At 65.8% G+C, this 14,176-nt stretch carries 11 protein-coding genes and 1 riboswitch; of the genes, 6 read left to right on the top strand and 5 right to left on the bottom strand.

Annotated elements, in window-relative coordinates:
* The gene (locus ACODS5_RS14040) at nucleotides 1–1,125 is read right to left on the bottom strand and encodes a LuxE/PaaK family acyltransferase (protein ID WP_134692729.1); all 1,125 of its coding nucleotides are present in this window, start codon (nucleotides 1,123–1,125) and stop codon (nucleotides 1–3) included.
* Nucleotides 1,126–1,352: 227 nt separating this feature from the next.
* Nucleotides 1,353–4,280, bottom strand: a complete 2,928-nt coding sequence (locus tag ACODS5_RS14035) for a TonB-dependent receptor (RefSeq protein WP_489108961.1) — start codon at nucleotides 4,278–4,280, stop codon at nucleotides 1,353–1,355.
* 178 nt (nucleotides 4,281–4,458) lie between these two features.
* Between ACODS5_RS14035 and ACODS5_RS14030 the strand changes: the two genes are divergently transcribed.
* From ACODS5_RS14030 to ribB, 3 genes are all read left to right on the top strand, one after another.
* A complete protein-coding gene (locus tag ACODS5_RS14030; protein WP_489108984.1) occupies nucleotides 4,459–4,986 on the top strand; it encodes a sigma-70 family RNA polymerase sigma factor in 528 nt (175 codons plus the stop codon).
* On the top strand, nucleotides 4,979–5,899 hold the full coding sequence (locus ACODS5_RS14025; RefSeq protein ID WP_134692731.1) for a FecR family protein: 921 nt from the start codon (nucleotides 4,979–4,981) through the stop codon (nucleotides 5,897–5,899). The genes ACODS5_RS14030 and ACODS5_RS14025 overlap by 8 nt, the downstream gene beginning before the upstream one ends.
* A 125-nt stretch (nucleotides 5,900–6,024) precedes the next feature.
* A riboswitch (FMN riboswitch) is annotated at nucleotides 6,025–6,166 on the top strand.
* An 80-nt stretch (nucleotides 6,167–6,246) separates the two neighbouring features.
* Nucleotides 6,247–6,897, top strand: coding sequence for a 3,4-dihydroxy-2-butanone-4-phosphate synthase (gene ribB, locus ACODS5_RS14020; RefSeq protein ID WP_134692732.1), 651 nt, complete (start codon nucleotides 6,247–6,249; stop codon nucleotides 6,895–6,897).
* A 47-nt stretch (nucleotides 6,898–6,944) separates the two neighbouring features.
* On the opposite strand, the gene ACODS5_RS14015 is transcribed toward ribB, so the two are convergent.
* From ACODS5_RS14015 to ACODS5_RS14005, 3 genes are read right to left on the bottom strand one after another with little or no spacing between them, the layout of a single operon-like run.
* Entirely contained in the window at nucleotides 6,945–8,138 is a 1,194-nt protein-coding gene (locus ACODS5_RS14015; RefSeq protein WP_489108960.1) for an SGNH/GDSL hydrolase family protein, read from the bottom strand.
* Nucleotide 8,139: 1 nt separating this feature from the next.
* The gene (locus ACODS5_RS14010; RefSeq protein ID WP_489108959.1) at nucleotides 8,140–9,264 is read right to left on the bottom strand and encodes an SGNH/GDSL hydrolase family protein; all 1,125 of its coding nucleotides are present in this window, start codon (nucleotides 9,262–9,264) and stop codon (nucleotides 8,140–8,142) included.
* A complete protein-coding gene (locus ACODS5_RS14005) occupies nucleotides 9,251–10,654 on the bottom strand; it encodes an MBOAT family O-acyltransferase (protein ID WP_489108958.1) in 1,404 nt (467 codons plus the stop codon). Before ACODS5_RS14005 ends, ACODS5_RS14010 begins: the two co-directional genes overlap by 14 nt.
* Before the next feature lie 226 nt (nucleotides 10,655–10,880).
* On the opposite strand from ACODS5_RS14005, the gene ACODS5_RS14000 reads away from it, so the two are divergent.
* The 3 genes from ACODS5_RS14000 to dxs all read left to right on the top strand — a co-directional run bounded on the left by ACODS5_RS14000 (nucleotide 10,881) and on the right by dxs (nucleotide 14,137).
* Nucleotides 10,881–11,123, top strand: coding sequence for an exodeoxyribonuclease VII small subunit (locus tag ACODS5_RS14000; RefSeq protein ID WP_011531978.1), 243 nt, complete (start codon nucleotides 10,881–10,883; stop codon nucleotides 11,121–11,123).
* On the top strand, nucleotides 11,120–12,007 hold the full coding sequence (gene ispA, locus ACODS5_RS13995; RefSeq protein ID WP_134692736.1) for a (2E,6E)-farnesyl diphosphate synthase: 888 nt from the start codon (nucleotides 11,120–11,122) through the stop codon (nucleotides 12,005–12,007). The genes ACODS5_RS14000 and ispA overlap by 4 nt, the downstream gene beginning before the upstream one ends.
* Before the next feature lie 234 nt (nucleotides 12,008–12,241).
* Nucleotides 12,242–14,137 carry a 1-deoxy-D-xylulose-5-phosphate synthase gene (dxs, locus tag ACODS5_RS13990; protein ID WP_489108957.1) on the top strand — a complete coding sequence of 632 codons (1,896 nt, stop codon included), beginning with the start codon at nucleotides 12,242–12,244 and terminating at the stop codon, nucleotides 14,135–14,137.
* Nucleotides 14,138–14,176 lie beyond the last annotated feature (39 nt).

Here is a 14,176-nt window from a genome sequence, read left to right as displayed (position 1 = left end):
TCAGGCGTCCTTTATCAGTTCGGAAGCGGCCATTGCGCAACTGCGGCTTTTACCCGTGCCCGCCCGTCCGAGAATCTCGAACCAGTCGGTGGCAAGGCCGCATCCGCACTCGCTGGCGCGATGCAGCACGGCCAGGTCGCTCATCACGATGCTGTGGGCCGGGCTCGAGGTGATGTAGGGAGAAACGAACTGGAGCAGCCCCGGCAGCCCATGCTCCTGCAAGGCAAAGCTGCGCGGGTCGCGGGTGAACGCCCTGGCATAGGTCGGGACATGCAGATGGTGGTGTGCGCACTCGACATACGGCACGCAATGTTCGACAGCGCCATAACCGTCCCGGCAACGTGGCAGGGGGATGCCGAGCTGCTCGGCCACGCGGGCATACAGCCGCGCCTTGGGCACTTGCTGGTCGGCATGGGTTTTCCAGCCACCGCCAAACAGCACCAGCGAGCGCGTGTCGAACGACAACGCAGGCAACTTCATTTCACGCATGCGCTCGAGCACGAACCACATGAATGCCGGAAAGCCCAGAATACGCAGCGGCGCGCCGTCCTCGGCAAAACGTTGCAGCGCGCTGATCACGCCAAAGGGGTCGAACTCTGTGCCCCTGCCGTTGTGGCGCAGGGCATGGAACGACTGTTTGACTGGTGCGTACTTGCACAGGAAATTATCGGTAAAAGCCGTTCCGAGCGTGCGATGCTCGCTGGGCTCATACCCCAAGAGCAGGTAGTTGCAGGGCGTCTGCGGCGTATCCCAGCCGTAACGCTGGAATATCCTGTCGACCATGCCCTGGGCAGCCCCCATGCTGCGCGCATCGTAGCGCATCCGGCTTTTTTGCCCTGTGGTCCCCGAAGACGTCAGCTCCAGGGCATCGCGCCCGGACTCGCTGAACAGCAGGCGCTTCTTCAGGTAGTTGGCGAATATCGGTGGCAACTGCCCCCAACTGTGCATATCCAGGGCGGCGGGATCGCAATGCTGCTGACGTAGCCAGTTCGCATAGCCCGGCGTGTGTTGCTGGTGAAAGGCAGTAATTTCGCGCATCGCCGCATCGAATAGATGGTCGGCGCGCGCATCGGCGCGATAGGGATCAGCAAGCGCGCAGAGTGCATCGACATGGATAAGCGTCATAGAGCACCTCGATTAGGTTCTGAACCTTGCGGAGGAAAACTCTATGCCGATGCACGTCGAAACTTGATAGGAAGAATCCCACACTCATACGGGTGCTTTCGTTCCCCCTCGTAGGGCATCAGGCAATCATGCAGCGCGCTGGCCCCGATGCCATTGCAGCCTCGGGGCCTGTCAAGGTTGTCGTCGCCCCACTAGCGTCAACCCCGTGTGGATTGCGCAACGCCGCACTAGAACCGCGTCTGCATCCCCACCCGCCAGGTGCGCCCCGGCGCGGGCATGAAGCTCTGAGCCAAGGGATCCAGGTAGTAGCGATCGGTCAGGTTCTGCACCGATACATTCAGTTCGGTGTGTTCCAGCAGCTTGTAGCGGGCGAACAGATCGAACAACGCCACCGAGCGGTAATCGATCTGCGGGGTGGTGGCGCCGGTCTGCCAGGGCTTGTCCATCTGCGCGGTCGGGCCTGAGGTGTAGGTCATGCGCCCGCCAACGGTCAACGCCTCGTCGAAAAAGCGCAGGCCGCTGACGAGGTTGGCCGAGAAACGCGGTGGGTTCTGCGTGTTGGTGTACGAGCCCATGTAGCTGCCCGAGGTGCAGTCGGGGGTGTCCTGGGTACGCTGGTAACTATTGGCGGTGCTGCGCAGCGTGCTGGCGAATGCCGCGTCGCAGGTTTCGGTTTTCAGGTAGTAGGTGGCCGACAGGTCGGCGAACACCCGCCTGGCGTCATAGTGCGACTGCAACTCCAGGCCACGGGTGCTGAAGCTGTCGGTGTTGCTGAAGGTCATCTGCCCCCACCGGCCGGGGCTGGGGTCGTAGTAGCGGGTGATGTAGTGCTTGATCTGGTTGTCGAAGTACGCCAGCTTGATCGACGCCTCGTCACCCGTGCGCAACAGGTTGTCGCGCAAGGCGCTGACCCCGAACTCCCAACTGCGTGAACGCTCGGGCTTGAGGTGCTTGCCCGGAGTAACCTGCTGGGTGCCCTGGCTGGTTTCGAACAGCGATGGCAGGCGCAGGCCCTGGGTATAGGAGGCGTACACGAACGTGTCGGGCAGGAACTCGACATTGATGCCGAACGCCGGCGAGAAGCCAGCGCCGCTGCTCTTGCCCTGGGGCGTGTAGTCGTAGCCGGTGACCACACTGCTGGTGCTTTCCGGATGCACCGTCACGTTGGTCGCGCCAGCCTCGTTGAACGGCACGCCGTTGAACGGCTCGTTGCTGTTGGCGAAGACGATGCCATTGTTCAGGCGCGGGTCGGTGGCGTCGGTGTATTGCCCGTTCTGATCCGGGAACCAGGTCATGCTGCCCCAGTTTCCCGGGCTGCTGGCAGTGATCCAGCGCAGCTTGCGGTCCTCGCGCCGGGCCTCGGCAAGCACCGTGTTGTCCTTGGTCCGATAGTGGGCATAGCGCCCGCCGCCCCACAGGGTCACCTGCTCGATGGGCTGGTACTCCAGGTTGCCGTTGACACTGAACTCCTGGCGCGAAGCATCCCGCAGCATGCGGTTGGCGTTGATGTCGTGCTGGGTGGTCAGCACGCTTTTCTGCGGCTGCAAGTCTTCGAGCTGGAAGGCGCCGCCAAGGTCGAGCTTGAAGTCGCCGTGGGCGGTACTGAAGCGCGACACGTTGTTCAGGTCACCACCGATGCGGCGGTTGTCCTGCCGGGTCCAGCCGCGGTCGGTGCGAAACAGCTGCGACTTGGGCGCCATCCAGGCCGCGGTCAGGGTGCTGGTCTGGGTGTCGGTCAGCCACAGGGTGCTGGTCAGGTCCACCAGCGGGTTACCCTCGGGCAGGTAGTGATAACGGGCGGTGTAGGCATCGAGCCGCACCTCGCTCGTGGGGTACTGGTAGATCCCGGCGGTTGCGTAGCGGAAGATATCCGACGGCATGATCTCGCCCATGTGGCCGTCGAAGCGACGGTAGCCCAGGTCCAGAGTGTGCGCGTCGGCCAGGCGCCAGGTGGTCTTGAACAGGTAGGAGTCGGTTTGCGACGAGGAGTTGAGCACCTCTTCGCCGGCGTTGTAGGTGTTGGCCACGCTGGGTTGCTCATAGCCCCAACGGTCGTACAGGCGATAGCGCTCCTGGCCTTTCTTGCCAGAAAAATAATTGCCCTGGTTACGCTGCGCATAGGCGGCCACCAGGTCGAAGCGCTCATTACTGTAGGCGAAGGCGGCACTGCCCGCCTCGGCCTGCGAACCGAACAGGCCCGCGCGGCTGTCGCGCGGCACGCTGCTCAGGTCCTCGTCCTTGGAATGGCGGCTGCGGTGGGCCGGTTCGACACCGTTGTTCCACAGGTTGCCGGTCAGGCGCACGCCCACGCTGTTGCCATCCACCAGGATGTCGTCGACACCCAGGGTCTTCATCTCCACCGAGCCGCCGATCGCCCCGGAACGGGTGCTGGGCCCCTTGTTCACGGTCACGCTGCTGAGCAGGTCAGGGTCGATATAGCTGCGCTGCTGGGTACCGCCATAGCCGCGGTAGACATCCACCGCCTGCTCGGAGCCATCGACCCGCACCGCCACCCGGCTCTGGCCCTGGATGCCGCGAATGTTCACGTCCAGCGCACCACCGTTGCGGCTGTCGCCCACCTGGACCCCGGCCACGCCCTTGAGCATGTCGCCCACCGAGACCGTGGCGAAACGGTCGAGGTCCGCGCGGGTGAGGTGCACGGTGGAGCGCGGCGCCCGGTAGGTGTCACGCTGCGGATCGTCCAACACGGCAGCGCCGACCACGGTGGCCGACAGCTCGGTCGCGGTGGAAGCCTTGCCCTGCGGGGCCAGGATGTAGGCACCGCGCGTACTGGGCAACAACTGCAGGCCAGTGTTCGCCAGCAGCAGCCGCGCCGCCTCGAGCACCGTGTAGCGCCCCTTGAGCGCGGGCGCGCTGCGCCCACGGGTAAGCTCGGAATCGTAGGACAGCAACAGCCCGGACTGGTTGGCAAATAACCCCAGTGAGGTGCCCAGCCCACCTTGGGCGATGTCGTAGTCGCGCAGCGTGGCGTCATCCAGCCGAGTGGCCGCGCCGGGCACCGAGCTGGCAGCCTGGGCCAGGTCGACGGCAGCGCCGATCAGACAGCCGACCAGCGTGCAATGCACGGCCAGGCGCAGCGGGGACAAACGCGACAAGGGGCGCGAAACAGGGGAAAGCCGATGGGATGCAGGCATGCTTCTCTCGCTCGTAGAGTTGGCGCCCGGCACTCGCGGCGGGCTGTCATTGCCTCTGTCGCTCGAGATCGAAAAAGGTATATGCAATCGATTCGTATTTTCACATCAACTTGTGATCTACGCAAAACCGTTGATAATGGTTTTCATTTGCGACCTGATCCTGCCGACCCAACCGCCCATGACCATCCTTGAAACACCCCCTCGCTGCGCCGTGACCACGCTGTACATCGAGAACCACGCCTGGCTGCGCAACTGGTTGGCCTATCGCCTGCGCTCATGGGGGCACGGGGTGGCCGACGACCTGGCCCACGACATCTTCCTGCGGGTGCTGGCCAGCCGCGAAGCCGTCCAACCCGAGGCTATCCGCCAGCCACGGGCGTATCTCACGCGCATCGCCAAGTGCGTGCTGATCAGTTGGCGCCGTCGCCATTCCCTGGAGCAGGCCTGGCTCGAGACGCTGGCAGCGCTGCCGCCTGCCGCCCATCCGTCGCCGGAACTGCAGAGCGTCATCCTTGAAACCCTGCACGAGATCGACGCCGTGCTCGACACCCTGCGTCCACGCGTGCGCCAGGCATTTCTGCTGGCGACCCTGGATGGCATGAAGCAGAAGGACATCGCCCAGGCCCTGAACATCGCCCTGCCCACCGTGAAGAAATACATCCACGAGGGTTACCTCGCCTGCCTGAGCCAGATGCCCGATGAATAACCAGCCTATTGACCAGGCGGTGCTTGCCCAAGCCGCCGCATGGTTGCTGTTGCTGCAGGAAGGGCCGCTGACCCCGGCCCAGCGCCTTGAGCTCGCGCACTGGCGCAACAGCGACCCCCAGCATGAACGCGCCTGGAAGCGCGCGCAGCGTCTGCTGACTCGCCTCGGCAGCCTGCCCCCTACCCTCGCCAGGCAAACCCTGGAGCGCCCGACCGGCAACAGCCGCCGCGCGGTGCTGCGCGGCCTGGCGCTGTTGCTCGTGGTCACGCCGCTGGGCTGGTGGCTGTCGCGACGCGGCGCCTACCACGCCGACTACCAGACCGGCGTAGGCGAGCGCCGCGAGGTGGCGCTGGCCGATGGCAGCCAGGTGTCGCTCAACAGCGCCACCACCCTGGCGTTGCGCTTCGATGCCGAGCAGCGCCTGCTGCACCTGGAACAGGGCGAGGTCTACATCGTCACCGCGCCAGATCCTCGCCCTCTCAGGGTCCGTACCGAACAAGGGCTCATGCAGGCGCTGGGTACCCGCTTCAGCGTGCGCCAGCTTGCGCAGGAAACCTTGCTGGCGGTCTACGAGGGCGCCGTGCAGGTGCAAGGGCCGGCATCGACCATCGTCCATGCCGGCCAACAAGTGCGCTTCAGCCAGACGCAGGTCAGCTCGCCAGCGCCGGCCAGCGATGGCCAACTGGCCTGGCGCAATGGCCTGCTGCTGGCCCAGGACATGCCGTTGTGGCAATGGATACAGGAACTGCTGCGCCACACCGACCAGGCCCTGGCGTGCGATCCTTCGCTGGCTGACCTGGCGGTGTCCGGCACCTATCCGCTGGATGACCTGGCGCTGGCATTGGCGATGCTGGCGCAGACCTACGGGGTGCAAGTGCGCCACGAGGGGCGGCAGGTATTTATCAGGCCCTGAGCGCCTGCCTTGCTGGTGGCGGTGTTCGCCGGCAAGGCCGGCTCCTACGGCGTTACTCGGGCCAGCCTGGCATCGACCAAAGTCGTAGGGGGTTGCCAGCATCCAGCCACTGTGTTGTATGCTTGCCGGGTCTTCAGGGCGGGGTGAAAGTCCCCACCGGCGGTAAATCGAAAGATGAGCCCGCGAGCGCCCCGGCCATGCCGGGGGTCAGCAGACCTGGTGAGATTCCAGGGCCGACGGTCATAGTCCGGATGAAAGAAGGCGTCAGGCAGGGGCCAACAAGGCGCCTCTGCGCGCGCATTTTGTTCGCCCCGAGACGTTCATCGATCATTCACGAGGAGCGTTTCATGTCCACCCCACTGCACAAGCAATTCCCCAACGTCGCCGCCGCCATCGCCGCCTACCAGGCCGGGCGTCCCGTGCTGCTGCTCGACGATGATGACCGCGAGGACGAAGCCGACATCGTCGCCGCCGCCGAAAACCTCTCGCTGCAAACCATGGCCATGATGATCCGCGACTGCAGCGGCATCGTCTGCCTGTGCCTCGACGAAGCCACCGTCGACGCCCTGGAATTGGCACCGATGGTGCAAAACAACCAGGCCCGCCACGGCACCGGCTTCACCGTCACCATCGAGGCGGCGCAAGGCGTCAGCACCGGCGTGTCGGCCCAGGACCGCATCACCACCATCGAGGCCGCGCTGCGCTCCACCGCGCAAGAGCGCCACATCGTCAGCCCTGGCCACGTGTTCCCGCTGCGTGCCCGTGATGGCGGCGTGCTGACTCGTCGCGGCCACACCGAAGGCTCGGTCGATCTGGCGCGCCTGGCTGGCCTGCGCCCGGCGGCGGTGCTGTGCGAACTGATGAACCCCGACGGCAGCATGGCCCGCGGCGAGCAGGTGGCGGTGTATGCCCGCCAGTACAACCTGCCGGTGCTGACCATCGAGGAACTGGCGCGCTATCGCGAAGCGATGGTCGAGCTCGAGGCCGAGCCGGCCTGACCCGACCCCAGGCCCGTAGGCGCCGGCCTTGCCGGCTCCTGCGACGGTCAACGCAAGCCCAGCGGCCCTTTCAAGAACTCATACAACCCCGCCGCACTCTTGCGATAGCCATCGGCCGTCAAGTGCACCAGGTCCGGCCGCGCCAGCCCGCTGGCCTGCCAGCCGGCAATCGCGCAGGGCCCGCCCATGAAGGCCTGCCAATCCCAGAACAACGCCCTGTGCTTGTGCGCCATCTGCTTCTGCACCCGGATCACCGCCGCCAACGGTTGCGGTTGGCGGGCCGCGCAGCTGCGCGCCTTGCGCTGCTTGATCGAGTCCGGCGGACCGACCAGCAGGATCGCCGCACGTGGCAAATCCTTGCGCAGCCCGCTGAGGGTCGCATCCAGCTGCGCCTGGTACAGCGCCAGGTCGAGTTTGTCGTCGAACGCCTCGTTGGTGCCATAGGCAAGGATCACCAAGTCCGGGCGCACTCCCTTGAGGCTGTCGCGCCAACCGGCCTGCCACTTGTCCACCACCTCCAAACGCGCGCCGTTGATGCCCAGCGTCGAATAGATCACCCCGGCATTCTTCTGGCCTTGGAGGTACCAGCCGCCAAGGGCGACACCGCGTCCCCCTTCCACGCTCAATTGCACCGGTAAGCCGACGCTGGTGAAAGCCGGGCTGAAGCGCCATTGGCCATTGCTCGCCGGCAGCATGCGGCGCTGGCCGCCATCGGCCAGCAAGGTGGCATTGCCGCTGGCTTGGTAAAGCGCCGAGATCTTGTAGCGCTGGCGATCCTCATCGCGTGCCTGCAGCTGCACGCTGGCACGGCTGGCCTGCGGCAACGACAGGTAGCCGCCTAGCGGAAACTGCTGGCTCTGCTGGTTGCGCGCCGACACCAGTTGCCACTGGCGCGGCTGGCTCTTGATGATCACCCGGTCGTTGCGAATCCCCGGTACGGGCGAGGCCGGCACCAGGCCAATGCCGCCATCGCCATAGCGCGCTTGCAACAGGCGACGCAACTCACCGCTGAACAGGTCGGCGGCAGTGTGCGAATCGCCCAGCTGAACGATGGCGACAGGCGCGCGGCTGGCATTGCGCAACTTGCCGGCCAGCAGCGCGATATTGCCGTCCTGGCCCATGGCCGGCGCGGCGACGGGCCGCGCCGTGGGCTGGGTGACCACACTGTTGGCGCCGGTGCTGCAACCGGGCACGGCGCTGATCAGCAGGGCCAGGCCCAGCAGGTGATGCCATTGGCGCATCTTAATGTCCTGTAACGGTCAGGCCAGGGAAGCTGATCAGCGACAATACCTGTTCGGCGATCAGCTTCTGCCCGGTGATGGTGAAATGGATGCCGTCATCGACCCGCACCTTGACCCGCTTGCCTTGCGGCGTCTGGGTGGTATACGAGAAGCCGTCGTCGGTATAGCCGAGGATCGGGTTGGCCGACACATAGTGCTGGCCATACAGCGCGGTCTGCTCCTGGTAAAGGCCACTGAGATAGCCCATGGCGCTGGAAAGCCGCGCCTTCTCCATGTTCGGCGGGCCAACCCAGAGCACCTGCACATCGTGCCTGCGGGCCTGTTCGAGGATCGCGTCGATGCGGGCACGGTAGGCCGCTTCCCATTCCGGCGACTTGAAGCGCAGGAACGGCTTGCCCTTGCCCTGGGGCATGTCCCAGGGATCGTTGGGGCCGAGGAACACCACCATCAGGCGGATATTCGGCGCGTGGTCGAGGGTTTCGGCCACGGTCCTCGGCCAGTTGAAGAAGCCCGGATAAGCAAGCCCGGTACTTTGCTTGCTGAGGTTGACGGTGCGGATCTGGTAGCGCTTGCGCAGGCTGTTGGCCAGGTGCGGGGCGACGCCCTGCATCAGCGAATCACCCACCAGGAACACTTCGTCGCCCGCAGCCAGGGCCGCGACGGTACCAGGCTGCAGCAGTGCCGGCGCCGGGGCGGCCGGCACCGATTGCGTCACCGCTGCCGGAACCGGCAGCGGCTGCGCGGCGGGCGCCTGATGCACCGGTTGGGCTGTGGCCGCCAGCGGCTTGGCCAGTACCGCCGGGGTTTCCAGGTTGACCGCCAGCACCGGCATCGGCTCAGGCAGTACCACGGGCGCCTGGGCCAGTTGCGCTGCCGGCTGCAGGCGCTCGAGCAGGCTGTCGCGCTGCTGTTCCAACGCCAGGGTCAACTGTGCGCCGAAGCGCCAGGCCGGCGCCTGGCCAAGCAACGGGATCTCGCAGCCCTGATGGTATTTCTGCTGGCAGTACAGCTTGATCGAGTCCTGGTTCAGCCAGAACAGTAACGCCGTGGTCACCACCAGCGCATACAACGCGCGGGCCGCGCCCACCTGCACCTGGAACAGCTGTTTGCTATCAGAAGCTTGCATAGATGAACCCCGGCACGCCCGACTGCGAAGCGAAAATCACCAACGACACGCCAACCCCGAGCGGAATCGGATACAACTGCCAGGGCAAGCGCTGGAACGCCGCGCCACTGCCGCGCAGCAGCGCCAGCCACTGTGGATAACTGGCCACGAACAGCACGCAGGCCAACAGCATCAGGCCAGTGGCGCTGTTCAACCCGGCCAGGCTCAGCTCGGCGATGTCGCCAAGCATCTCGACAGCGCCGTCCAGCGTCGGGCTGCGGAAGAAGATCCAGGCGAAGGCCACGTAGTGGAAGGTCATCAGGCGCGCCAGCAAACCGGCCCCCGGCACCCGGGCAAAACCCGGCAGCCATTGGCTGAACAGCTTGGAGAGAGCCAGGCCGACGCCATGCAACGCGCCCCAGATGATGAAGTTGACACTCGCGCCATGCCACAGCCCCGACACCAGCATGGCCAGCAGCATGTTCAGGTTGCCGCGCCACACGCCCTTGCGGTTGCCACCCAGCGGGATATACACGTAGTCACGGATGAAGCGTGACAGGCTGATATGCCAGCGCCCCCAGAACTCCTTGAGGTTGTGCGCGGCATAGGGCGCATCGAAGTTGTCCGGCAGGCGAAAGCCCAGCAGCAAGGCGATGCCGGTCACCAGGTTGGTGTAGCCGCTGAAGTTGAAATAAATGAGGAAGCTGTAGCCGTACACGCTCAGCAACACCTGCTCGGGGGTGGCGCTGCCCGGGGTGTCGAACACCGGGTCGACCCACTCGCTGCCCAGCCAGGCACTAAGGAAGAACAGCTTGACCACCGCCATGGCGATCAACCCCAGCGCCCGCTGCGGCTCCAGCACCTGGCGCATGGCCGGTGGGCGGATCTGCGCCAGCATGTGCAGGGCGCGGTTGACCGGGCCGGCCACCAGGCTGGGGAAGAACGCCAGGTACAGGGCCAGGTCCAGCGGCGCCGCCGGCGCCAGTTCGCGGCGGTTGATCGACACCAGGTAGCTGACCGAATGGAAGGTATAGAACGACAGGCCGATCGGCACCAGCACTTCCAGCAGCGGCAACGATACCTCGAGCCCCGCCGTCGCCAGGGCGCCCTGCACCCCGCCGACGAAAAATTCCTGGTACTTGAACAGGTAGAAGCAACCCAGCACCAGCGCCAGCAGCAGCGCACGGCTGAACCAGCGCCCCGGATAACGCCCCGCCAGCAGCCCCAGCAAGTACACCAGCACGCTGTAACCAAGCAGGATGTACAGCGATTGCAGGCTGAAACTGGCCACCAGGCCATAGCTGGCCGCCAGCAGCAGGGCATTCTGCAGCCGCACGCTCCAGCACAGGCTCCAGTAGACAACGAAGAAAAGCGTGAAGCACAGGCCGAATTCGATCGAGAGGAAGCTCACAACGTAGTCCATTACATGACGTTGGGGAGGGCTGGCCCGCGGGCCAGAGCGCGCGGATTATGGCAGAGGGCTCTACCCCCCACAATCCGAGCGCTGCGCAGAATGCAAGACGGCGGCAGCCGGATAAGTGCAACAAAATAAGACGAATGACGGCATCCGCTAATTTGCTCCCCCTGCCCCGCTCTGCTAGTGTCGCGCCGTTCTGAACACCACCGAGACAGTCGCCATGGCCCGCAAAAAAGCCTCCATCGATTTCGAACAATCCCTCGCCGACCTGCAAGCCCTGGTCGAGCGCCTGGAGAACGGCGAGTTGTCGCTGGAAGAGTCGCTGGCCGCCTTCGAGCAAGGCATCGCCCTGACCCGCGATTGCCAGGGCGCCCTGGCCCAGGCCGAGCAGAAGGTGCAGATTCTGCTGGAGCGCGACGGCGAGCTGGCCGCGCAGCCCTTCGACGCGGAGCCAGAGGCATGATCGCCGCGTACCAGGCCAGTGCCCAAGCCCGCGTCGATGCCGCCCTCGAACCGTTGTTCCAGGCCCCGTCCAAAGAGCTCGAACGGCTCTACGCCGCCATGCGCTACAGCGTGATGAATGGCGGCAAGCGGGTGCGCCCGCTGCTCGCCTACGCCGCCTGCGAAGCCTTCGGCGTCCCGGCCGCACAGGCCAACGGCGCGGCCTGCGCGGTAGAGCTGATCCACGCCTACTCGCTGGTGCACGACGACCTGCCGGCGATGGACGACGACGACCTGCGTCGCGGCCAGCCGACCACCCACAAGGCCTTCGACGAAGCCTGCGCGATTCTGGCCGGTGACGGTTTGCAGAGCCTGGCCTTCAGCGCCCTGCTCGACCCGCGACTGAGCCCACAGGCCGATGGCATCCGCCTGCAGATGGTCCAGGCCCTGGCCAAGGCCGCCGGCCCCGCCGGCATGGTCGGCGGCCAGGCCATTGACCTGGGTTCGGTAGGGGTCAAGCTCGACCAGCAGGCCCTGGAGTACATGCACCGGCACAAGACCGGCGCGCTGATCGAAGCCAGCGTGCGCCTCGGCGCCCTGGCCAGCGCCCGCGCCAGCCAGGCCCAGCTCGAGGCCCTGCAGACTTATGCACAGGCCATAGGCCTGGCCTTCCAGGTGCAGGACGACATTCTCGACGTCGAGAGCGACACCGCCACGCTGGGCAAGCGCCAGGGCGCCGACATCGCCCGCGACAAGCCGACCTACCCGGCCTTGCTCGGCCTCGACGCGGCCAAGGCCTATGCCCTTGAACTGCGCGACCAGGCCCTGGCGGCGCTGCAAGGCTTTGGCGACAACGCCGAGCCGCTGCGGGCCCTGGCCCGCTATATCGTCGAGCGCCGCCACTGAGGCCTGAGAGCCCCCCTGTAGGAGCGGCCTCGTGCCGCGAAAGGGCCGCAAAGCGGCCCCGGCAATCTTTGCGTCAAGGCTGAAATCCTGGGGCCGCTACGCAGCCCTTTCGCGACACAAGGCCGCTCCTACAGGATCCGGGTCGCATTGAGCTTTCCGCACCCCGTCCAAATGGGCAGCTTTTCCCACAATGGGGTAAACTGCCGCGTCTTCACACCTATAACGACACGCCTGATGCCCACGACGTTTCAAGAGATCCCCCGCGAACGCCCGGTCACGCCGTTGCTGGACCGCGCCGACACGCCCGCCGGCCTGCGCCGGCTGGCCGAAGCCGACCTGGAGACCCTGGCCGACGAGCTGCGCCAGGAACTGCTCTATACCGTTGGTCAGACCGGTGGGCATTTCGGTGCTGGCCTGGGCGTCATCGAGCTGACGATCGCCCTGCACTACGTCTTCGATACCCCCGATGATCGACTGGTGTGGGACGTCGGCCACCAGGCCTACCCGCACAAGATCCTCACCGGGCGCCGTGAGCGCATGCTCAGCCTGCGCCAGAAGGACGGCATCGCCGCCTTCCCGCGCCGCAGCGAGAGCGAGTACGACACCTTCGGCGTCGGCCATTCCAGCACCTCGATCAGCGCCGCCTTGGGCATGGCCATCGCCGCCCGCCTGCAAAACGACCCGCGCAAATCCATCGCGGTGATCGGCGACGGCGCACTGACCGCGGGCATGGCCTTCGAAGCGTTGAACCACGCGCAGGAAGTGGACGCCGACATGCTGGTGATCCTCAACGACAACGACATGTCGATTTCGCGCAACGTCGGCGGCCTGTCCAACTACCTGGCCAAGATCCTCTCCAGCCGCACCTACGCCAGCATGCGCGAGGGCAGCAAGAAGGTCCTGTCGCGCCTGCCCGGTGCCTGGGAAATCGCCCGCCGCACCGAGGAATACGCCAAGGGCATGCTGGTTCCCGGCACCCTGTTCGAGGAACTGGGCTGGAACTACATCGGCCCGATCGACGGCCACGACCTGCCGACCCTGATCGCCACCCTGCGCAACATGCGCGATCTCAAGGGCCCGCAGTTCCTGCACGTGGTGACCAAGAAGGGCAAGGGCTTCGCCCCGGCCGAGATCGACCCGATCGGCTACCACGCCATCACCAAGCTGGAGCCGGTCGACAAGCCGGTCGCGCCGAAAAAGCCCAGCGGGCCGAAGTACGCCTCGGTGTTCGGCCAATGGCTGTGCGACATGGCCGCCGCCGACAACCGCCTGGTGGGCATCACCCCGGCGATGAAGGAAGGCTCGGACCTGATCGACTTCAGCGAACGCTACCCCGAGCGCTACTTCGACGTGGCCATTGCCGAGCAACACGCGGTGACCCTGGCCGCCGGCATGGCCTGCGAAGGCGCCAAGCCGGTGGTGGCGATCTACTCCACCTTCCTGCAGCGCGGCTATGACCAACTGATCCACGATGTGGCGGTGCAGGATCTCGACGTGCTGTTCGCCATCGACCGCGCCGGCCTGGTTGGCGAGGACGGCCCGACCCACGCCGGGGCCTACGACCTGTCGTACCTGCGCTGCATCCCCGGCATGCTGGTGATGACCCCGAGCGACGAGAACGAGCTGCGCAAGATGCTTAGCACTGGCCACCACTACAAGGGCCCGGCGGCAGTGCGCTACCCGCGCGGCACTGGCCCCAACGCGCCGATCAGCGGCGACCTGGAGCCCCTGGAAATCGGCAAGGGCGTGGTGCGCCGCCAGGGCAGCAAGGTCGCCCTGCTGGTGTTCGGCGTGCAACTGGCCGAAGCCCTGCAAGTGGCCGAGCAGATCGACGCCAGCGTGGTCGACATGCGTTTCGTCAAGCCACTGGACGAGGCGCTGGTGCTGGAGATGGCCGCCAATCATGAACTGCTGGTGACCATCGAGGAGAACGCCATCATGGGTGGCGCCGGCGCAGCGGTCGGCGAGTTCCTCGCCCGCGAAGCGGTGGTCAAGCCGCTGCTGCACCTGGGGCTGCCGGATATCTATGTCGAGCATGCCAAGCCGGCGCAGATGCTGGCGGAATGTGGACTGGATGCCGCGGGTATCGAAGCTTCCGTCAAAGCCCGAATGGCCAAGCTCGGCCTGTAAGGCCATATCGCGGGGCAAGTCGCATCGGTGCGCCGATGC

This window comes from Pseudomonas sp. FG47 (assembly GCF_057809115.1).
The sequence above is the reverse complement of the archived record's forward strand: the minus strand, read 5'-3'. Positions and strand labels throughout refer to the sequence as shown.

What these genes read in the sequence shown, in the direction of transcription:
- ACODS5_RS14035 (WP_489108961.1), bottom strand. Translation starts at nt 4,280, where the DNA reads ATGCCTGCATCCCATCGGCTTTCCCCTGTTTCGCGCCCCTTGTCGCGT.
- dxs (WP_489108957.1), top strand. Translation starts at nt 12,242, where the DNA reads ATGCCCACGACGTTTCAAGAGATCCCCCGCGAACGCCCGGTCACGCCG.
- ACODS5_RS14030 (WP_489108984.1), top strand. Translation starts at nt 4,459, where the DNA reads ATGACCATCCTTGAAACACCCCCTCGCTGCGCCGTGACCACGCTGTAC.
- ACODS5_RS14025 (WP_134692731.1), top strand. Translation starts at nt 4,979, where the DNA reads ATGAATAACCAGCCTATTGACCAGGCGGTGCTTGCCCAAGCCGCCGCA.
- ACODS5_RS14000 (WP_011531978.1), top strand. Translation starts at nt 10,881, where the DNA reads ATGGCCCGCAAAAAAGCCTCCATCGATTTCGAACAATCCCTCGCCGAC.
- ACODS5_RS14015 (WP_489108960.1), bottom strand. Translation starts at nt 8,138, where the DNA reads ATGCGCCAATGGCATCACCTGCTGGGCCTGGCCCTGCTGATCAGCGCC.
- ACODS5_RS14040 (WP_134692729.1), bottom strand. Translation starts at nt 1,125, where the DNA reads ATGACGCTTATCCATGTCGATGCACTCTGCGCGCTTGCTGATCCCTAT.
- ispA (WP_134692736.1), top strand. Translation starts at nt 11,120, where the DNA reads ATGATCGCCGCGTACCAGGCCAGTGCCCAAGCCCGCGTCGATGCCGCC.
- ribB (WP_134692732.1), top strand. Translation starts at nt 6,247, where the DNA reads ATGTCCACCCCACTGCACAAGCAATTCCCCAACGTCGCCGCCGCCATC.
- ACODS5_RS14010 (WP_489108959.1), bottom strand. Translation starts at nt 9,264, where the DNA reads ATGCAAGCTTCTGATAGCAAACAGCTGTTCCAGGTGCAGGTGGGCGCG.